The sequence below is a fragment of the Acidovorax sp. BoFeN1 genome, from assembly GCF_003345135.1.
Taxonomy (GTDB): Bacteria; Pseudomonadota; Gammaproteobacteria; order Burkholderiales; family Burkholderiaceae_C; genus Acidovorax; species Acidovorax defluvii.
Genome location: NZ_QOZT01000073.1, coordinates 1 through 19,625, shown reverse-complemented (window position 1 = coordinate 19,625; position 19,625 = coordinate 1). Strand labels below are relative to the sequence as shown.

Annotated in this window: 18 protein-coding genes and 1 pseudogene; 10 read left to right on the top strand and 9 right to left on the bottom strand. The window is 62.3% G+C overall.

Features of this window, described 5'->3' with window-relative positions:
- Nucleotides 1-501: 501 nt before the first annotated feature.
- From DTW89_RS14860 to DTW89_RS14850, 3 genes are all read left to right on the top strand, one after another.
- Nucleotides 502-1,089, top strand: coding sequence for a restriction endonuclease subunit S (locus DTW89_RS14860; RefSeq protein WP_114656507.1), 588 nt, complete (start codon nt 502-504; stop codon nt 1,087-1,089).
- A complete protein-coding gene (locus DTW89_RS14855) occupies nt 1,082-2,554 on the top strand; it encodes a type I restriction-modification system subunit M (RefSeq protein ID WP_114656506.1) in 1,473 nt (490 codons plus the stop codon). The genes DTW89_RS14860 and DTW89_RS14855 overlap by 8 nt, the downstream gene beginning before the upstream one ends.
- Before the next feature lie 123 nt (nt 2,555-2,677).
- Complete coding sequence (locus tag DTW89_RS14850) at nt 2,678-3,664, top strand: Abi family protein (RefSeq protein ID WP_114656505.1); 987 nt, start codon at nt 2,678-2,680, stop codon at nt 3,662-3,664.
- Between the two features lie 501 nt (nt 3,665-4,165).
- On the opposite strand, the pseudogene DTW89_RS14845 reads toward DTW89_RS14850, so the two are convergent.
- Nucleotides 4,166-4,668 (bottom strand): annotated as a pseudogene (locus DTW89_RS14845) (TerC family protein); the annotation flags it as partial.
- Nucleotides 4,669-5,372: 704 nt separating this feature from the next.
- Here DTW89_RS14845 and DTW89_RS14835 point away from each other — a divergent pair.
- Nucleotides 5,373-6,266 (top strand): LysR family transcriptional regulator, encoded by an 894-nt coding sequence (locus DTW89_RS14835; RefSeq protein ID WP_114656503.1) that lies wholly within the window; start codon nt 5,373-5,375, stop codon nt 6,264-6,266.
- Between the two features lie 73 nt (nt 6,267-6,339).
- Here DTW89_RS14835 and DTW89_RS14830 read toward each other — a convergent pair whose 3' ends face one another.
- Entirely contained in the window at nt 6,340-6,771 is a 432-nt protein-coding gene (locus DTW89_RS14830; protein WP_114656502.1) for a TerB family tellurite resistance protein, read from the bottom strand.
- Nucleotides 6,772-7,253: 482 nt separating this feature from the next.
- On the opposite strand from DTW89_RS14830, the gene DTW89_RS14825 reads away from it, so the two are divergent.
- Nucleotides 7,254-7,595 (top strand): HPF/RaiA family ribosome-associated protein, encoded by a 342-nt coding sequence (locus DTW89_RS14825; RefSeq protein ID WP_114656501.1) that lies wholly within the window; start codon nt 7,254-7,256, stop codon nt 7,593-7,595.
- Nucleotides 7,596-8,020: 425 nt separating this feature from the next.
- Nucleotides 8,021-9,091, top strand: a complete 1,071-nt coding sequence (locus DTW89_RS14820) for a DUF6352 family protein (protein WP_114656500.1) — start codon at nt 8,021-8,023, stop codon at nt 9,089-9,091.
- 107 nt (nt 9,092-9,198) lie between these two features.
- On the opposite strand, the gene putA is transcribed toward DTW89_RS14820, so the two are convergent.
- Nucleotides 9,199-12,984 carry a trifunctional transcriptional regulator/proline dehydrogenase/L-glutamate gamma-semialdehyde dehydrogenase gene (gene putA, locus DTW89_RS14815; RefSeq protein WP_114656499.1) on the bottom strand — a complete coding sequence of 1,262 codons (3,786 nt, stop codon included), beginning with the start codon at nt 12,982-12,984 and terminating at the stop codon, nt 9,199-9,201.
- A gap of 126 nt (nt 12,985-13,110) precedes the next feature.
- Between putA and DTW89_RS14810 the strand changes: the two genes are divergently transcribed.
- The 3 genes from DTW89_RS14810 (at nt 13,111) to rlmD (ending at nt 15,482) form a co-directional block, all read left to right on the top strand.
- Complete coding sequence (locus tag DTW89_RS14810; RefSeq protein WP_111864260.1) at nt 13,111-13,584, top strand: Lrp/AsnC ligand binding domain-containing protein; 474 nt, start codon at nt 13,111-13,113, stop codon at nt 13,582-13,584.
- 84 nt (nt 13,585-13,668) lie between these two features.
- Nucleotides 13,669-13,962 carry a hypothetical protein gene (locus tag DTW89_RS14805; RefSeq protein WP_114656498.1) on the top strand — a complete coding sequence of 98 codons (294 nt, stop codon included), beginning with the start codon at nt 13,669-13,671 and terminating at the stop codon, nt 13,960-13,962.
- Between the two features lie 59 nt (nt 13,963-14,021).
- Complete coding sequence (rlmD, locus tag DTW89_RS14800; RefSeq protein WP_114656497.1) at nt 14,022-15,482, top strand: 23S rRNA (uracil(1939)-C(5))-methyltransferase RlmD; 1,461 nt, start codon at nt 14,022-14,024, stop codon at nt 15,480-15,482.
- Nucleotides 15,483-15,589: 107 nt separating this feature from the next.
- Here rlmD and DTW89_RS14795 read toward each other — a convergent pair whose 3' ends face one another.
- Together DTW89_RS14795 and DTW89_RS14790 are read right to left on the bottom strand one after the other, a co-directional pair.
- Nucleotides 15,590-15,958 carry a hypothetical protein gene (locus tag DTW89_RS14795; protein WP_111864255.1) on the bottom strand — a complete coding sequence of 123 codons (369 nt, stop codon included), beginning with the start codon at nt 15,956-15,958 and terminating at the stop codon, nt 15,590-15,592.
- A 113-nt stretch (nt 15,959-16,071) separates the two neighbouring features.
- A complete protein-coding gene (locus tag DTW89_RS14790) occupies nt 16,072-16,767 on the bottom strand; it encodes a Bax inhibitor-1/YccA family protein (protein ID WP_024814862.1) in 696 nt (231 codons plus the stop codon).
- A gap of 212 nt (nt 16,768-16,979) precedes the next feature.
- Between DTW89_RS14790 and DTW89_RS14785 the strand changes: the two genes are divergently transcribed.
- On the top strand, nt 16,980-17,387 hold the full coding sequence (locus DTW89_RS14785; RefSeq protein ID WP_114656509.1) for a GlcG/HbpS family heme-binding protein: 408 nt from the start codon (nt 16,980-16,982) through the stop codon (nt 17,385-17,387).
- 293 nt (nt 17,388-17,680) lie between these two features.
- On the opposite strand, the gene hemP is transcribed toward DTW89_RS14785, so the two are convergent.
- The 4 genes from hemP to DTW89_RS14765 form a co-directional block, all read right to left on the bottom strand.
- Nucleotides 17,681-17,914 (bottom strand): hemin uptake protein HemP, encoded by a 234-nt coding sequence (hemP, locus tag DTW89_RS14780; protein WP_114656496.1) that lies wholly within the window; start codon nt 17,912-17,914, stop codon nt 17,681-17,683.
- 204 nt (nt 17,915-18,118) lie between these two features.
- Entirely contained in the window at nt 18,119-18,529 is a 411-nt protein-coding gene (locus DTW89_RS14775; RefSeq protein ID WP_024814865.1) for an ExbD/TolR family protein, read from the bottom strand.
- Nucleotides 18,530-18,532: 3 nt separating this feature from the next.
- Nucleotides 18,533-19,249, bottom strand: a complete 717-nt coding sequence (locus DTW89_RS14770) for a MotA/TolQ/ExbB proton channel family protein (protein ID WP_024814866.1) — start codon at nt 19,247-19,249, stop codon at nt 18,533-18,535.
- A 25-nt stretch (nt 19,250-19,274) separates the two neighbouring features.
- Nucleotides 19,275-19,625 (bottom strand): energy transducer TonB (locus DTW89_RS14765; RefSeq protein ID WP_236637159.1); only part of this gene is annotated, 351 nt, incomplete at its 5' end.

Here is a 19,625-nt window from a genome sequence, read left to right as displayed (position 1 = left end):
GACGAACTCAAGCTGCGCATCCTCAAAGGCATCGACGAGATGAATGCCCAACCCGTTCGCTTCCAATGGAAGAGCTTCGACTTCCAAATGGCTGAAACGTAAAGCTTTTGCGGAAACGATGTACTAGGGAAGCCGGGTCGATTCAAAGCGGGGGTAGGGTGCTCCAAACGTGTACGGGGCTACCGTGCTTGGTCAGTTGCGTCGGAGGAATTCGGTGATTCCCAAAGCTCTTCAAGGCTCACGTCGTTGCTGCGGGATCGGTGCTCTTTCAGGAGGTAAGTCATATTCGGGATCATGGGGGTCGAAAGCCGTTCTATGACTACACAGCAGCCTTTGGCCGGAGTTGGTATGAGGAGTTACTCGACTCAATCCTGCCTCGCTGAAACCGCACGGCTAGGCGCACACCGCGAGCAGATATTTTTTTGCGGATGGTTCTACTGCTTGCGCGCTGATATCAATGTGCTACACTGACCCATGCTTGCAGTAGAGTCATCCGCGAATATGAATCACCCGCTCGGCACTATCGCCAAAGTCCACACTGCCCTCGTTTTCCGCGACCAAGCCCCCTCGGAGGGGGCTGACGGCAATGTGCGCGCACTGGCTATCCGAGATCTGGTAGCTGGCAAACCCTTGCGCTGGCACGAGTTGCCGCGCCTGCATGTGCAGGAGCGGCATCTCGTGCACTGTCTTCAGCGTGGCGACGTCGTGATCCCGTCAAGGGGAGACTACTACAGAGCCTGGCTCTTCGAAGGTGCCAACGATCCGATCTTCCCCGTCGGCCAGCTCAACGTAATCCGCCCAAAACCTCAACTGGACGCGCGCTACCTCGTCTGGCATCTGAACGAGCCGTCGACGCAAAAGCGGATTTCTCTGCTGTTGACAGGCACCACGATCAAGGCGCTGACCAAAGCTGCGCTTCTTTCGCTGGAAGTCGAAGTTCCATCCATGTCGAAGCAAAGCCAGATTGCCGAACTCGATCAGACGACACAGGAGATCGTGGCCATTCGACATCGCCTGAACGAGATCGACAGGACAGAGACCGCCCATGTGACGCGACAAGCACTGCGCAGTGGGGCTACACATGCTTGACCTCTCACGACAAGAGGCCATTCGGTCTGCAGTTCTTCAGGCCTGTGACGCGTTCCGCGGAATCTGTGGGCCGATGGAGTACCGCGATCTCGTGCTGGCGATGCTGCTGATACGGTCCCTGTCTGACGTTGCGTCAGTTCAAGGCGGCCAGGCCACCGCAGTCCCTGGCGATGTGTCGTATTACGTGCCTGACGAGTCCCGCTTTGACCACCTCGTCGCTGCCCGCGACAGAGCTGGCCTGGGGGAATGCATTGATTCGGCCCTTGCTGCCATCGGACGGGCCAACCCCAGTCTGCGCGGGGTCTTCCAGGGCATTAGCTTCAACTCGACTGTGATTGGCAACGCTGAGCAAAAGGAGCGTGTGCTTGTACGGCTCCTGGATGCTGTCAGTGCTAGCGCTCTTAACTTCAGCGACGATGGCGGTCTAGCGAATGAAGCCGTTGCTTTCGCGTGTGATTGGCTGATTAGGCATACCGCGGAGCAGGGCGGTAGGTGGGGCGGCGAGTTCTACACCCCACCCGAGTTGTCTCAACTGTTGGCACGCCTGATGGAACCTGCGGTCGGCGAGGCTATCGGCGACCCCTGTTGCGGAACAGGCTCGCTGCTGATCGCGTGCAGTCAGTTTGCCAGTGCGAGGTCGGGGCAGGGTGAGTGTGAACTCTTTGGCCAGGAGAAGAACGGCTCGACCTGGGCGCTGGCCAAGATGAACATGGTTCTTCATGGGGAGACTCATCATCAGCTCGAGTGGGGAGATACCCTGCGTGACCCCAAGCTGCTCGACGCCTCTGGCGGATTGATGCGTTTCGATGTCGCCGTTTCCAGCCCCCCGTTCTCGCTACGCGACTGGGGTCACGAGATGGCGGAGAGAGATGTCCATCAGCGCTACAGGCGCGGCGTCCCTCCGCGAATGGCCGGCGATTACGCGTTTATCAGCCACATGGTCGAAACGCTCGCGCCTGAGACGGGCCGCATGGCGGCAGTCGTGACCTTGGGAGTGCTCTTTCGTACTGGGGCAGAAAGGCAGATTCGAGAGCAACTCGTCCGCGAAAACCTGATCGATGCGGTGATTGCCTTGCCAACCAAGATGTTTGCTCATACGGCGATCCCAGTCGCGATTCTCGTGCTGCGCAAGCGGAAGGCCGATGACGGCGTGATGTTCATTGACGCCAGCCACGCCTACCTGCATGGGAAGACGCAGAACGTGCTGCGTGAATCCGATCTGAGCTTGATCGAGGACACCTACCGCGGGCGACAAGACTTCGAACGGTATGCACGCCTCGTGGATCCAAGCGAGATCGCGGCGAACGACTTCAGCCTCAGCGTGGCCCGGTATGTGGCTATAGCAGCAGATGAGGCAGAGGTTGACCTCGACGCTCTGCGAGCCGAGCGCGTTCAGCTCAAATCCGACCTGGCGCGGCTGGAGGCCAAACTGTCAGCCTTGCTGCAGGAGGCTGTTCATGCGTAGCACAAAGGAAAACGGCCGCTTACGCGGCCGCCTCCTCTTTTGCGTCTTGGGGTCCAGCGTCCGTCCGAAGAGGGAGCTACTGAACCATGTTGCCCAAGCGCTTACCAGGGAAGTATAACACCCATGCTGAAACTGATCAAAGGCAACCCTGCCGGTAATCTAGCCTACATCCAGGCGCTTTCGCACGCACGACTGAGCAACTATCGTAGCTTCTTCGGCGCTACTGATGACGGTGAGGCACTGGGACTCTACCAGTGGAACGATGACCTGAGCGCCGTCCTTTTTCGCACAATCTCGCTGGTTGAGGTGGTGCTTCGGAACCAGTTCCATCATGCTATGAGCCAGCGCTATGGCGCTGTGGGTGGCCAGGGCTCCAAGGACTGGTACGCTCACGTTTCACTGAGCAGCTTGTCGAAGGCCAAGATTATGGACGTCACGCACTACAAGCGGGGCAATCAGTTGCTGCCGCGCGTGCCTGCGCCGTCACCCGATGACGTGGTGTCCGGCCTGACATTCGGGTTCTGGCCGCGCCTTCTCGACCTCACGGTCGATATTCACCAACAACCCGTGGCGTGGGGCCCTATCCTCGTGGACGTTCTCCCCGGGCATCGGCAGCGACAGGTAAGCTATTGGGCCAAGCTGAAACATCGAGATGCCCTCTTTGCCAGGCTCGACCTGTGCAACGAGCTGCGAAATCGCATCGCTCACCATGAGCCCATCTGGAAGTTGGGGCCCCTGATGGTTGAGAGCCGCTCCCGCCACGGCTCGCCGGTGGCGATTCAGGCGCCTGCGCCCACGACGCCTGCAGATGCGCTGAGCCGATTGCGTACGCTGTACGACCGTGTCATTGAACTGCTAGGCTGGTTGTCCCCGGCAGTGGCGGCAAAACAGCAGGCCAGCGATATGCATCTGCGCTGCCTGAACCTGCTGCTGATCGACACGCTGCGCGATTATCGGCGCGCACTGCCGCCGGCAGAGATCGACCTTGCGACAGTATCCAACCTCAGGTCCCTGCGAAAGGCGTTCCGTTACGCGGCGCGTCGCAAGCAGCCAGTGCTCATTAAGGACGGACACCGTTTGATCGGCCATCTGTCCTGCAACACACCATGAATTCGAAGCTGATGCCGCATGTGCAGTCAGGCGAGCCCTCTGCTCGTGTCTGGAAGATGGGTGTCCGAAGTTCGAGGGCTAACATCCGTACTACCCCAGCAGGTGCCAATCGTCCACCTGTGTTCACGCTGGTGTTCAAGGCACAGCGGTTTGCAGATCCTCTCAAGTCCATAGGCGGTGAGACGTTGACACCTTACCGCCAACCTCCTTGAAGTGGGAGGACGGGGTAACATTGAAGGTGATTGACCATGAAGTCGAAAAAGTCGCTTCCACGCAAATCGCTCCATCTCCCGCGTCAGCAAAAGATATGCGTTTTTGACGGTAAAAGCGACGGTAAAGGCTCAAGTCAATCACCGCCAATCCCTTTAATCATGCGTGTTTGGGGGCCTGTTGATGATGGAGTGGGAGTAAAAACTCTAACGTAAGTTATTGATTTATATGAATTTTAACTTGCGAAGAAGTGACGCACGCCCAACTAAGTCGTTGATTTGGTTGGGCTTTGGCATTGCCGCGAAATCCCTCGGTCACGCGCAGGTGCCACTTGAGTAACTGGAGGATCGGGTTGTTCCCAATGTCCGGCACATGGTCCGCAATCACCCACATCTTGATGCCGGTAAAGACCAAGAATATGCCGAATATGTAACGCACCCAGCTGAATTGGCTCACCAGTGTGGCGCCCAGAGCGATCACGCCCAGAATGCCCCAGAAAAGCACACGGTGCTGCTAGTGTCTGGGAATGGCAAAGAACGTGAAAATTCAGCGCGATGACGAATACGTTGTCCATCGACAGCGACTTCTCGATCAGGAACCTGGTGAAGTAATCCATGCCGCTTTGTGCGCCCAGATACCACAACACCCAGGCACCGAACAGCAGCGCCGCAGTGATTTTCCCCCGTCGACAGAAGAAGGCTCTCGCGCACGCTGATCTCGTGGTTGTCCTTGTGCAACACGCCTAGATCGAACGTCAGCAAGGCGATGACGATGCCGATAAACACCAGCCAAATTCAGGCCGGTGTGCCAACGAGGTCTGTGAGCAGGAACGCAACGAATGCGTCCATGGTGGTGAATCTATCGTGCCGGAACGGGAAAAAAATGCGACTGCGCACGCGTGAAGCGTGTCCCTGCACAACGGGCCTGTGGCGACTGGGCCACGGTCCCGGTGCAGTGCGCTCGGGGCTCATGCGGGCTTCATCGCAAGACGGCGGCGCGGGATGTGCCGGCGCTGACCCCGCGGCGCTTGAGTAGAGAGATCAGGGCATGGGCTCCGATCGCCAAGGCGACGAGGGTCATGGCGCCCAGGCCCCAGATGGCCCATCCCACTACCGTGACGGCTCCGGACAGGGCGGGGACTGTTTCGATTGCTGCCGCGATCATTGGTCCTGCGGGGGCGATCAAGGCCTCGAACTCCCGCGCAAGTTCGGGCGGTATCCAGCCACGGAGCCATTCGGGTATGAATATCGTGCCTATGGCGTGGGTGCCATCTGTCAGAACGCCTGCGCTTGAGACTGCCCATGCAGCTACTGTATACAGGCCCCAGCATGCCAAAGACCACAGGGCCATAAGCGTAAACGAGATAAACCAGCTGATTGCGTAAAACATCGAATGTCGTCCTTTCAAAATCGCAAGTGCCAAGTATGGTCAAGGCCAATCGCGATAGACACCAGTTCCAGTCGAACCTACCATTCGGTTTTATCGAACTGGGGGCTGCATGTTGAACTACCGCCATCTCTACTATTTCTGGATGGTTGCGAAGGAGGGTGGCTTTGCCCGTGCCGCAGACCGCCTGGAGATGGCCGTGCAGACCATCAGCGCGCAGGTGCGGGATCTCGAAAAGTCCCTGGGTCACCAACTGCTCAAGCCATCGGGCCGCGGTGTGGCGCTCACCGAGGCGGGCCAGGCGGCATATGGACGGGCCGAAGAAATATTCCAGCTGGGTCAGTGCATTGTCGATGAGGTGCGTGAGGCAGCCAGTGCCCAGGTCGCACGACTGTCTGTGGGTTTGTCTGACGGCATCTCCAAGCTGGCGGCGCATGCGCTGCTGGAGCCGGTGCTTGCCACGCCGCATCTTCGCCTGGTGTGCCACGAGGGGGAGTTTGATGAACTGCTGTCCGAGTTGGCATTGCACCAGCTGGATGTGGTGCTGGCCGGGCAGGCTGCGCCCCGCAATCCAAACCAGCGGCTCTCCAGTGAACGTATCGCCCGCTCCGCGCTGCAGTGGTATGGACCGGCTTCGCTGGTCAAAAAGTCTGTGCGCGACCGTTTTCCGCAGTCGCTGCAGGATTTGCCGGTGCTGTTGCCCACAGCCCATTCGCCGCTGCGATCCACGCTGGATACTTGGTTTCACGATATCGGCGTCAGGCCCCGGGTAGTAGGTGAGTTTGAAGACAGCGCGCTGCTGGCGGTGTTTTCGGCCCGCGGGCTCGGGGCGTTCCCGGTTAGCCAATTGGGCGCCCAGGACGTAGGGCTGGTGCGAGGGCTACGCCTTTTGGGTGACTGCCCCGACATCAGCGAGGAAGTGCATGCCATTTGGTCGCGCCGCGGCCAGCATCACCCGCTGGTACGCCAAATACTGGCCGCTTCGCACAGGGCGGATGCTGTGTAGTGTGCGCACGGGCCCTGCATGGTCACTGTCTGAGGTCGTGTGGCGATCACGGCGTCGGCTGGCTTGCCGCCGTTCACATCGTGAGCGCCCGTTCTGTGGCGTTCTGTGTGGTTGGCGCTTTGCCCAAACGCCACTGCGCTAGTGCTGCTTCCATGATCCATGCCTCTGCCGCCGCTACGTGGTGGTCTGCAGCAACAGCCGTACTGGCAAAGTGCAGCACCATGTCCTGCAGTTCTGGATTGGACACATCGTTCAACAGCGCTGAGAGCGTTTCCGCGTTGACGCTGCCAGTGAGGACGCGGCGCTCGTGTGTGCCCATCAGCAGGTCTTCGCACAAAGTGCGCAGTACCCTTGCGAAGGCCCCGGGGGCAAGGCCGAGTTCGCGCTCGATGTCCAGTCCGTAAAGGGCATCCATCTCCGAGCGGCTGACGTGTCCATCCGATATCAACAGCAGGGCAACGACCCGGGCTGCTGCTTCGGGGCTGTTTTTGGCGTAGCTATGCATGGTTATTCCTTAGGGGCGTGTTGGTGGTTGCAATGACGGGTCCTGCCCCGGGGGGCTGCAGGGGCGTGAGACGCCAGCGTGGCGGCATCGGCCCTGCTAGCGGCGACGGCCCCCCGGGCGTTCGCGGCGTACTGAGTCGATTCGAATGGGAATCAGCGCCGGAGCACGCGATGCCCTTCGCCATTGCGACCATTGCCAGAGCAGCCGCAGGGCGGTGGTGCGCAATAGGGTGAGTAGTGAGTGGGCACGGTTTGACGGCTTCACGAAGCGCCTCCTGGTGGTTGATACAGCCTCGAATGTGCAACCAGACCGGCAGTGCAAGAAGCAGGTTTTCTATGACGCTTGCATCGGATAAACCGAAATATTTTGGGTGGTAAAGCGTTTCATGCAGCAGGCTTTGCAGAGATGGTTTTCAGGAAAAAGCTGCTGTTCCCGTCTGAGGATGCTGGCTATCGTGCACGCTCCAACCAAGGAGAACGCTGATGCAGATACTTTTCAAGTCCCGCCATCCTGAAGCAGCCGTGATGCGCGAGGTCGTCGAGCGCCGGGTGCGTTTTGTGCTTCGGCGCCTGAGTGCGCTGGTGCCCCGTGTCGATGTAAAGCTGGTAGACGTGAACGGTCCCCGTGGAGGGATTGATAAGCGCTGCCAGATCGAGCTGCGTACGGATGGCGCTGGCCCGGTGGTCGTCTCGTCAATGGCAAAGGATTGGCGCACGGCCCTCGATGGGGCCCTGGCACGCGCTGTTCGGCTTGTTCTGCGGGTGTGGCGCCGTGCAACGGTTGCGCGCAGGCCGCGCCAGCACGGGTTCGAACTTGAGTCATAAAGATTCGACGTGTGCCTGCGCGGACTCAAACACCGTCCGTCGTGCAGGGCAAGAGTCGTTTCACTTTCGACTGCTGGCATCACGCAGTGTGGGCCAGGTGCTGGTTTGCGCTCCGAGGGCGCGCGCGAAAGCGCTGCATTGCCAAAGGGCTTAGCGCAAACGTGAGCTGCGCCCGCGCCGCGTGTGTCCCGCACTCTGGCATGCCCGCTGACGATTTTCGCTTTTTGCCGTCGGCAGAGAGTGCCTTGCAACGCTTCCTTCCAGGGTGCATGTGCAGTCGGTTTGCTTGCGCATCGGCACAATGTCGTTCTTGTCCGTATTTGCGATCAATGATCTGACCCGAGGATGTGCCATCCCGGGATTGCGCTCCACCTGATGAACACTTTTTTTACCTGCGTACTGGCACCAGCTGGAGGTTTAGCAGCATGACCTCGCCCTCGGATTTCTGGCCCCACTGTGGTTTTCTCATGCTCGCGCGCGACGCGCGCGGCTGGCTGGTGCCTACTGAAGCCTACTTTCAGTGGGTATTGGCAAGGCCCGAACTTGCTTTGGTGCCCGAATCGTGCGCCGCCGAGATGGCCCTGCACCAGTCTCTGGCCACATCGCCATTGCGGCCCGTGGCGTTGCAGGAGCTGGCGGCGCTGGAGGATGACGACGCGCGCGAAAACTACGCCGTGTTCCTGCGATTTCGCGATGGGCTCCTGGCTGCGGGCACATTGGAGGCTTATTACCTGCAGCTCATGCGCAGCGGGGCGGTCAACGTGCCAGCAGTGTTCATCGACGCCGTGGTGCAGGCGCTGCTGCGCAACTTGCTCGATGAATGCAACGACGCCTTCGAAGCCCGGGCGGCCGAGATGCTGTTCCGCCCTCAGCGCATCACCCTCCACGAGAGTCAGATGCTCGCGGGTGATCGCGCCACGCTGGACATGCTCAATGAGACGGCGGGCCTGGGCGACATCGGGCGCCTTTTGCTGGAAAGCGGTGCGTTGCAGCAGCACATCGATATGCAGGTGCTCGGTGTGGACAACGCCCTGCAGTATTGGCAAGGCAGCGAGCGACATCACTTTTTGCTGGACCTGACCCACGAGCTGAAGCAGGACCTGAGCCATGGCCTGACCTTCAAGATGACCAGCGCCCGCTCGGGCCTCAAGGCACTGGCGCGCGTGCTGGAGCGCTGGGTGGCGCACCTGCTGGGCGTGCAGGTGCAGATCGAACCCGTGCACCAGATCACCGACAGCGCGTGGCGTTGGCATGTGGGGCTGGATGTGGAATCCACAGCCATCCTCAACGACCTGTACCAGGACCGGCCGGTGGATGCCGAGCGCATGGCGCGGCTGGTGAGCCTGTTCACGCTGACCTTTGCCAACCCGGCCGAGATGCGGGCCGATGTGGCTGGCAAGCCGGTGTACCTGGGGCTCGCCACCAACGCCGAGGGTGTGGTGCGCATCAAGCCGCAGAACCTGTTGCTCAATCTGCCGCTGGCAACCTCGTCTTGAATACTATGAAATAGATAGCTGTTAGCGCTTTACCCATAAGCACTAGAGGCTGTTTTCATTTGAATTTTGTGTTTCGGTCCCTCGGATCGTTGCACTGCGCCGGGCGCTCAGCCAATCGTCATCAGGCTCGCATTGCCCCCGGCCGCCGCCGTGTTCACGCTGAGCGCCCGCTCGATCATCAGGCGCTCCAGCGGAATGTCGGTGGCGCCGGGCTGCAGCGCGGTCACGCCCACGATGGGCCCCGCGCGGCGGGTGAGAGCGGTGCACACGGCCTGCAGCGATGGGGTGTCGCCATGGTGCAGCACGGCATCCAGTTCCAGCGTGCCGTCGTTCAGTGTGTTGTCTTGCAGCATGACCTGCGCCTGCACCAGCGTGTGCAATTGGGCGCGCAGGCTGGCTTGGGCGTTGGGCCACAGGGCGGTGCCGCCGGTGGCGAGCACGGCGGCGGTCTGCGTCAGCAGGTCGTCAACACTTTGCGCCAGGCACAGCACCCTGGCGCGCGGGGCCAGCGTGTAAACATTGCGCTCGCCCGTGGGGCCGTGCAGGGTGCGGGCGGTTCCGCTTTGGGTTTGCCGGGCAAAGCGCTGGCAGGTGCTGGCCAAGGCTGCATTGCCTTGCAGCTGGGCCCACTGCTGCAAGGTGGCCAGCGGCGCTAGCAGGCGTTCGCGCACAGCATCCTCGGGCGGTGTGGCACGGTCGGCGTCCGCAAACGTGCGGGCCAGCGCATCGGCCGGGCGCTGTGACAGCAGGCGCAGCAGGTACAGCGGCCCACCCGCCTTGGGGCCCGTGCCTGACAGGCCTTCGCCACCAAACGGCTGCACGCCCACCACGGCGCCCACCATGTTGCGGTTCACGTACACGTTGCCCGCGTGCGCGCGGTTCACCACGCGGGCAATGGTTTCGTCGATGCGGGTGTGTACGCCCTGTGTCAGGCCGTAGCCGGTGGCGTTGATCTGGTCGAGCAACTGGTTCAGGTCGTTGCGGGCGTAGCGCACCAGGTGCAGCACGGGGCCGAAGACCTCGCGTTGCAGCTCACCGATGTGGTTCAGCTCGATCAGTGTGGGCGGTACGAAGGTGCCCTGGGCGTCCGCAGCAGTCCGGTGCGCGGGGTGCTGGAACACGCGGTGGCCCTTGGCCTTGAAGGTCTCGACGTGTTTGCTGATACCAGCTTGTGCTTCGGCATCGATGACCGGCCCCACGTCTACGCGCAGTGCGCCGGGGTTGCCTACGCGCAGTTCGCCCATGGCGCCTTGCAGCATCTCGACCACGCGGTCGGCGGCTTCTTCCTGCACACACAGCACGCGCAGGGCGGAGCAGCGCTGGCCGGCGCTGTCAAAGGCCGACGACACGGCGTCGCCCACCACCTGTTCGATCAGGGCGGACGAGTCCACGATCATCGCGTTCTGCCCACCGGTTTCTGCAATCAGCGTAATGGGGCGGCCAGCGGTATCGAGCCGCCCGGCCACGGTGCGCTGCAGGATGCGCGCGACCTCGGTGGAGCCGGTGAACATCACGCCCATCACGCGGGCGTCGCCAATCAGGCGGGCGCCCACGGTTTCGCCCTGGCCGGGCAGCAGTTGCACGGCGGCCCGTGGCACGCCCGCACGCCACAGCAGGCGCACGGCCTCTGCGGCGATCAGCGGGGTTTGCTCTGCGGGCTTGGCCAGAACGGGGTTGCCTGCGGCCAGCGCGGCCGCCACCTGGCCCATGAAAATGGCGAGCGGGAAGTTCCAGGGGCTGATGCAGGCCACAGGGCCCAGCGGGATGTGGGTGGCGTTGTCGAAGGTGCTTTGCACCTGGGCGGCGTAGTAGCGCAGAAAGTCCACGGCCTCGCGCACTTCGGCCACGGCGTTGCTGGCGCTCTTGCCTGCTTCGCGCATCAGCAGGCCCAGCAGGGGCTGCATGCGCGCTTCCAGCAGGTCGGCGGTGCGCAGCAGGGCTGCGGCGCGTTCGGCGGGGGGCGTGCCGGCCCAGTGGGCTGCGGCGGCCTGTGCGTGGGCCAGGGCCTGGTCCACATCGGCGATGGTGGCCTCTTGCACCTGGCCCACCACATCGCTGTGGTCGGCGGGGTTGCGCACAGGCTGGGTGGGGCCTGCAGGGGCGTCAGCGGCCAGCAGGGGCGTTGCCGTCCGGGAGTGGGAGGCGGTGGTTTGCAGCGCGGCGGCCAGTTCGGTCAGCGTGTTTTCGTTCGACAGGTCCAGCCCGCGCGAGTTGGTGCGTTGCGCGCCATACAGGCCCTGGGGCGTGGCAATGCGGGGGTGGGGCAGGCCAGCGGTGCCTTCGGTGGCGGCTTGCTGGTCTACCACCTGCACGGGGCTCTTCACCAGCTCGTCCAGCGCAATGGTTTCGTCGGCGATGCGGTTCACGAACGAGGTGTTGGCGCCGTTTTCGAGCAGACGGCGCACCAGGTAGGCCAACAGGGTTTCGTGCGTGCCCACGGGGGCGTAGATGCGGCACGGGCGGCCCAGGCCGCCCTTTCCTGCCTCTCGGCCGAGTTTGCCTGCAGTGATGGCACCCACCACCTGCTCGTAAAGCGGCTCGCCCATGCCGTGCAGGCACTGGAACTCGTACTGCCCGGCGTAGTAGTTGATGCCCGCCAGCTGGTAAATGGTGGCCAGCGTTTCGGCGTTGTGGGTGGCGAACTGGGGGTAGACCGCCTCGGGCGCGGCCAGCAGCTTCTTTGCGCAGGCGATGTACGAAATGTCGGTGTGCACCTTGCGGGTGTAGACGGGGTAGTCCTCCAGGCCATCGACCTGGGCGCGCTTGATTTCGCTGTCCCAGTACGCGCCTTTGACCAGGCGCACCATCAGGCGGCGCTGGGTGCGGCGGGCCAAATCCACCACGTAGTCGATGACGAAGGGGCAGCGCTTTTGGTAGGCCTGGATGACGAAGCCAATGCCGTTCCAGCCGGCCAGCGTGGGTTCGTGGCACAGGCGCTCCAGCAGGTCCAGCGACAACTCCAACCGGTCGGTTTCTTCGGCATCAATGTTCAGGCCAATGTCGTATTGCTTGGCCAGCACCGTCAGGCGCAGCACCAGCGGGTACAGCTCGTCCATCACGCGGCCAAACTGGGCGCGGCTGTAGCGCGGGTGCAGGGCCGAGAGCTTGATAGAGATGCCCGGCCCTTCGTAAATGCCACGACCGGCCGAGGCCTTGCCAATCGCGTGGATGGCCTGTTCGTAGGACTGGTAGTAGCGCTGCGCATCCGCACTGGTCAGCGCGGCCTCGCCCAGCATGTCGTACGAATAGCGAAAGCCCTCGGCCTCCATCGTGCGGGCGTTGCGCAGCGCTTCGTCGATGGTTTCGCCGGTCACAAACTGCTCGCCCATCATGCGCATCGCCATGTCCACGCCCTTGCGGATCAGCGGCTCGCCGCCCTTGGCCGTAAGGCGGCTGAGCGAGTTGCCCAGGCTGCCCTCGCTGTGCGTGGCCACCAGCTTGCCGGTGATGAGCAGGCCCCAGGTGGCGGCGTTGACGAAGAGCGACGGGCTCTTGCCCAGGTGGGCATCCCACTGGCCGTGGCTGATCTTGTCGCGGATCAGCGCGTCGCGCGTGGCCTTGTCGGGGATTCGCAGGAGCGCCTCGGCCAGGCACATCAGCGCCACGCCTTCTTGCGACGACAGCGAGAACTCCTGCAACAGGCCCTGGACGATGCCCGCACGCCCGGCGCTGGCCTTGCGCTCGCGCAGCGCCCTGGCAATGCGCAGGGCCAGTTGTTCGGCCGACGCTGCTTGATCAGCAGGCAACCGGGCCTGGCCCAGCAGCGGGGCCAGGGCCTCGGGCTCGGCGCGGCGGGTGGCGGCGGTGATGGCAGCACGCAGGGGGTTGTTCAGTGGCGTGCGGGGGGCAAAGTCAGCGTACGGAGCAGAGGGCGGGGCGGCGGGCTGCGTCATGGCGGTTTCTTTCGGTGGTGTTGTCGGGCAAATGTGGGTCTGGCGCGTTACTGGCGATGATCCTTGGACTTGCGATGAATAAATGGTCGAAAATATGAATACACACCGGATAAATCGCTAATCAATATGCAAAAAGAACCCGATCTGGACCGGATTGACAGAAAGATCCTGTCAATCCTGCAGGAAGACGGCCGCATTGCCAACCTCAAGCTGGCCGAGGCCGTGGCCCTGTCGCCCACGGCGGTGCTGGCGCGCGTGCAGCGCCTCACGCGCGATGGTTTCATCCTGGGCTACGAAGCACGGCTCAATCCCATCAAACTTGGTGCGGGCATGCTGGTCTTTGTGGAGGTGTTGCTCGACCGCACCACGCTCAACGTGTTCGACCAGTTCAAGGCTGCGGTGCAGGTGCACCCCGAAATCATGGAATGCCACCTGGTCGCAGGCGGGTTTGACTACCTTCTCAAGACCCGCGCTGCCGACATGAACGCCTACCGCGTGTTTGCGGGCAACGTGCTGTGGCAGCTGCCCGGCGTGCGCGAAACGCGCACCTATGCGGTGATGGAAGAGGTCAAGCACAGCAGCCATCTGCATCTGCGGTGATGGTGGGCCGCCAGGCGGGCGTTGGCTGGGGGCTGCCATCGCCGCATAATGGGTTGTAATTTCAACCAGATCGAGGAGAAGACCATGTCCGCATTTCCGTACGCTGCCGTTGCTCTGGTGGCCGCATTCGCCAGCCAGTCGGCCGCAGCGGCTTGCTATCTGGTGTATGCCCCCAATCAGGAGATCGTTTACCGGGCGCCCTCGCCGCCGGTGGACATGTCGCGTGAAATCCATGAAACCCTGCCCCGGGTGGCTCCGGGCGCGACGCTGGTTTTCTCGCTGGACGACCAGGGCTGCGAGCTCACCATCAACAAGCTGCCGTTGGCCTCTGCGTCGGGGCAGCGCGGCATGCGCCCTGCGCGTGCAGACCGGGGTTGAACGCGGCCGCTTCTCCACGGCCGGGGCAAGCGCAGTCCCGGGCCTGAGACAATCGGGGGATGAGCGAACCGAAAGAACTATCCCCCTCGTTTGAACCTTCCACACAGGATGCATCCGACCTGCCCGACGGCTGGTTGCAGGTGCAGTCTCTCGACCTGGATGCCCAGGGCGTTGCACGCAAGCCCGATGGCAAGGTTATCTTCATCGATGGTGCCCTGCCGTTCGAGCTGGTCACCGCGAACACCCACCGCAAAAAGAACAACTGGGAGCAGGCCAGCCTGACGGCGATCCACCGCGAATCGTCGCAACGTGTACGCCCCGGCTGCCCGCATTTCGGCCTGCACGCCGGTGCCTGCGGCGGCTGCAAGATGCAGCACCTGCATGTGAGCGCCCAGGTGGCCGTCAAGCAGCGCGTGCTGGAAGACAACCTGTGGCATCTGGGCAAGGTCAAGGCCGAAACCATGCTGCGCCCCATCGAAGGCCCGGCCTGGGGTTACCGTTACCGTGCCCGGCTGTCGGTGCGCAACGTGATCAAGAAGGGCCAGGTGCTGATTGGTTTTCATGAGCGCAAAAGCCGCTACGTGGCCGACATGCAGCAGTGCCCCGTGCTGCCGCCACATGTAGACGCCATGCTGATGCCGCTGCGGGCACTGATTGCGGGCATGGACGCGCGCGACACCTGCCCGCAGATCGAGCTGGCCTGTGGCGACAGCGTGACCGCGCTGGTGCTGCGCCACCTGGAGCCGCTGAGCGCAGGCGACCTTGCCCGGCTGCGCGCCTTTGCGGCCGAGCACAACGTGCAATGGTGGCTGCAGCCCAAGGGCCCCGACACCGTGAAGCTGCTCGACGAAGGCGGCGAGCAACTGTCGTATGCGCTGCCCGACTTCGGCATCACCATGCCGTTCAAGCCCACCGATTTCACGCAGGTAAACCCGCACATCAACCGCGTGCTGGTGAGCCGCGCTTTGCGCCTGCTGGATGTGCAGCCGCACGAACGCGTGATCGACTGGTTTTGCGGCCTGGGCAACTTCACGCTGCCGCTGGCCACCCAGGCGCGCGAGGTGCTGGGCATCGAAGGCAGCGAGGCCCTGGTAGCCCGCTCGCGCGAAAATTATGTGCTGAATCAGGCTGTAGCCCACGACCATAAGGCGCTGGCAGCTACTGAATTTGTAGCGCGCAACTTGTTCGAGATGACCCCCGAGATGTTGGTGGCCGACGGTGCTGCCGACAAATGGCTGGTCGATCCGCCGCGTGAGGGCGCTTTTGCGCTGGCCAAGGCGCTGGCCGATATCGAGCAGGCGCGCATCGGGGCGGAAGGCGCTGGTCCGTTGCCCGCAGGTGCCGAGGGCTGGACACCGCCAAAGCGCATCGTGTATGTCAGCTGCAACCCCGCCACCCTGGCGCGCGATGCCGGGCTGCTGGTGCACCTGGCAGGCTACCAATGCACGGCGGCAGGCATGGTCAACATGTTTCCGCACACGGCGCATGTGGAAAGCATGGCGGTGTTTGAGCGGGTTTGATGGGGTTTGACTGGGTTTAAGGAGCCCCAGACCCGAATGTGCCAGTAGGCCGGGATCTGGAGGCCGTCCTCCAGTTATCGGGGTGTGCGCCCGGCAAACCGCGGGCGTTAACTGCGCTCGCGGCTGGTGGCGTCGCGCGGTTCAGTCTCGATGTCTGTGGAGCGCTCGCTGCGTTCCGGCTTGTCCACCTTGCCGAGCACCGAAGGCGTGCCTTCAATCTTGTTCTCGCGCATGTAGCCGTCCATATCCTTCCAGCCGGCAAACACCGAGGCCTTGGCGGCCTTGGGGTTGAGGGTGTAACAGTCTTCCAGCCCCCGCAGTGCATGGCGGCAGGCGCCGCCGATGGCTTTGGCCTCGGCATCGCGCTGGGCGACGCGCGGGTCAGGGCCCAGGCCGGGAATCTCGCAACCTGCCAGCAGCAAAACTGCTGAAACAGCAAGCAGGCGCAGCGCGGTGGAAGGCAGGATTGGATACATGTACTTGCATTATCGGCACCTCCGCCGCTCAATTGAGGCTTGAACTTGGTAAAGAGCCCAGAAAAAAGGCTCCCGAAGGAGCCTTTTTGACAGTGGTCAAGATCAACGGGCTGTCAGTCGCGTTCGCCACCGGCGATGCCCAGCAGGGCCAGCAGGCTCTGGAACACGTTGAAAATGTCCAGGTACAGGGCCAAGGTGGCGCTGATGTAGTTGGTTTCGCCGCCATCCAGGATCTGCTTGAGGTCATACAGCATGTAGGCGCTGAAGATGCCGATGGCCGCCACAGAAATCGCCATCATGCCGGCCGACGATCCCACGAAGACGTTGATCACGGCGCCTACCATCAGCACCAGCGCGCCCACCATGAGCCACTTGCCCATGCCCGAGAGGTCGCGCTTGATCACGCTGGCCAGGCTGGCCATCACGAAGAACACGCCTGCGGTGCCGGCAAAGGCCGTCATGATGAGGTCGGTGCCGTTCTTGAAGCCCAGCACCATGCCGATCAGGCGTGACAGCATCAGGCCCATGAAAAAGGTGAAGGCCAACAGCACGGGCACACCTGCTGCCGAGTTCTTGGTCTTTTCGATGGCGTACATGAAGCCAAAGGCGCCGCCCATGAAGACGATCAGACCCAAACCGCCGCTCAGCGACTGCGTGATGCCGGTGGCCACGCCAATCCAGGCGCCCAGCACGGTGGGCAGCATGCTCAGGGCAAGCAGCCAGTAAGTGTTGCGCAGCACCTTGTGGCGCTGCTCCTGCGAGATGCCATAGCCCGCAGAGTGGCCCAGGGTGGTGACTTGGTCATTCATCTTGTGTCTCTCCTAGAAGCCTGCACGACGCAGACCGTTGGATTGTATGTGGCGATGTTCTGACGAAAAACAATAACCGCACCCCTTCAAACACTTTAGGTCACTATTCTTTCGCCTCAGGCAGCGGTTTACACGCCGTCGGCTGCCGCTATGCTTGCCTTTTTCGTCCGGGGGCCTGGTAATGCAGTCCCCCTCAACCCTGCATGGCAACCATGAAAATCAAACACGAACTCGAACTGGCCGACGTCAAAAAGATCGCGGCGGCCGCTGAAGCCGAAGCACTGAAGAATCAGTGGGCTGTGACCATTGCCATCGTGGACGATGGTGGCCACCTGTTGTGGCTGCAGCGCCTGGATGGCGCGGCGGCAGTGTCGTCGCACATCGCACCCGCCAAGGCCCACACGGCCGCACTGGGTCGGCGCGAGAGCAAGGTGTACGAAGACATCGTCAACGGCGGACGCACCGCGTTCCTGAGCGCGCCTGCCATCGATGGCCTGCTCGAAGGCGGCGTGCCGATCATGAAAGATGGTCAATGCCTGGGCGCCGTGGGCGTGAGCGGAGTGAAATCGTCCGAGGATGCGCAGATTGCGCGCGCGGGCATTGCTGCACTGGGCCTTTGATCAGAGGTTTTTTTGCTATTAATTTAATAGCTGTTTGCGCTTATAGATAAAGGGCTTCGGCCCGAAATTATCATGAGAATCATAAAAAACCGGTCCGTAGACCGGTTTTTTTGTGCTGCGAGGCATGCAGGAGCGTGGGGCAAAAAAAGCCTGGCTACGCGGGGGCAAACCCGTTGGCTGGCAAAAAAGACCCTGTCGGGCTTGTGACAAGCCCGGGAGTCTCCCCACGATGAAACACTGAAACCGCGCCAGCTGCCGATGGCGCGGGCGACCGCGCTGGCTGGCTTCCCGGTTTATTTGGTCAGGATCAGCTTGCCCAGCTTGGTGGCCTGCAGGCGGTACACCGATCCGTTGTGGCGAATGGCCACGGCTTTTTGTCCCTGCAAGAGCGTGCTGCTGTCTACCGCCGCCGTAGCGCAAACAGCCTCTGCGGTGTGTGGGCTGGATGTTGCAGGTGCAGGTGCGGATGCCACCTGGCCAGAAGCGGCAAAGCACAGGGGAGAAGCGTTGGTCAAAGTGGCTTGCATGTGGAGTTCAAGTGCATTGCGATTCGTTGTGCTAATGATAACGATTCGCACTTACGAGTCAAGTGATTTTTGCTGACGATCGATAAAAATGGGGTGGCGCGTGCGCTGCAGGGCAGCGATGCGCAAGGTGGGGCAATCTGGTGCCCCGGTCTTCAAATGCTCAAACAATCCGTGGGGCCTTGCCGATGCCCCGTGGCACCTGGGTTACTGCTGTGGCTCGGTCACAAAGCCGATCTTGCGCACGCCCGCACGCTGCGCCGCCGCCATGGCCTGGGCCACGCGCTCGTAGCGCACTTCCTTGTCACCCCGGATGTGCAGGTCAGGCTGGGGCGTTTTGGCCCCTTCGGTCTGCAGGAGGGAGAAGAGTTCTTCGTCGGCAACCGGCGCGCCATTCCAGAAATACTGGCCGTCGGCGGCCACCGACAGGCGCACGGTTTCGGGCTTGATGATCTCGGGCTGGTTGGTGGCGCGGGGCAGGTCCACGTTGACCGAGTGTTTCATCACCGGCACGGTGATGATGAAGATGATGAGCAGCACCAGCATGACGTCCACCAGCGGCGTCATGTTGATCTCGTTCATCACCTCATCGGCATCGTCTTGGGTTCCGAAGGCCATGGCTCAGCTGCCTTTCTTCATGGGCAGCACCTTGCCGGGCTCGCCTGCATTCACGCGGGCGCCGGTGACAAAGTAGGCGTGCAGGTCGTGGGCAAAGCTGTTGAGGCCGTTCAGGATGGACTTGTTGCCGCGCACCAGCGCGTTGTAGCCCAGCACCGCAGGAATGGCCACCGCCAGGCCCAGGGCCGTCATGATCAGTGCCTCGCCGATGGGCCCGGCCACCTTGTCGATGGTGGACTGGCCCGAGGTGCCAATGGCCAGCAGGGCGTGGTAGATGCCCCACACCGTGCCAAAAAGGCCGATAAACGGCGCGGTGGAGCCCACTGACGCCAGGATGGCTAGGCCCGACTGGATGCGTGCCGTGAACTCGTCAATGCAGTTGCGCAGGCAGCGGGTAACCCAGTCGCTCACGTCCAGGCTGTCGTGCAGGTGGGCCTTGGTGTTGCGGTGGTGGGCCGTGGCCTCGCGGCCTTCCAGGGCCAGGTGGCGAAACGGGTTCGCAGGGTCGTTGCCCAGCTTGGTCAGGGCGGCTGCAAAGTCTTCGCTGTGCCAGAAATCCTGCGCCGCGCGGGCGTGTTTTTTGAGCTTGATGATGTCCAGGGCCTTGATGAGGATGACGATCCACGAGGCCAGTGACATGGCCAGCAGCAGGATGGCGACAGCGCGGGTGACAAAGTCACCTTGTATCCAGACGTTGGCGATGCCAAATTGCGATTCCATGAAAACTCCCTAAACAGTGGTTCGGTTATTCGAGAACAAAATTGATGGGCACCAGGCTCCACATGGCCTCTGGCACGCCGTTGCGCTTGCCGGGCACGAAGCGCCAGCGCATGACGGCCTCCTGGGCCTGGCGGTCCAGACGGTCGTAGCCGCTGGATTTGTTGATTTCCACCTTCTGCGGCAGTCCGTCGGTGCCGATCAGCACGCGCAGCACCACTTTGCCCTGCTCACCCATGCGTTTGCTAATGGCCGGGTAGCCGGGTTTGGGGTTGTTGAGGTACGCGGCATCGCTGGAGGGCATGTCGATGCGGGCCGGTGCGGATGGCGCGGGCGGTGCGGGCGGCGCCGGAGGTGCCACCGGGGCTTCGATGGGGGG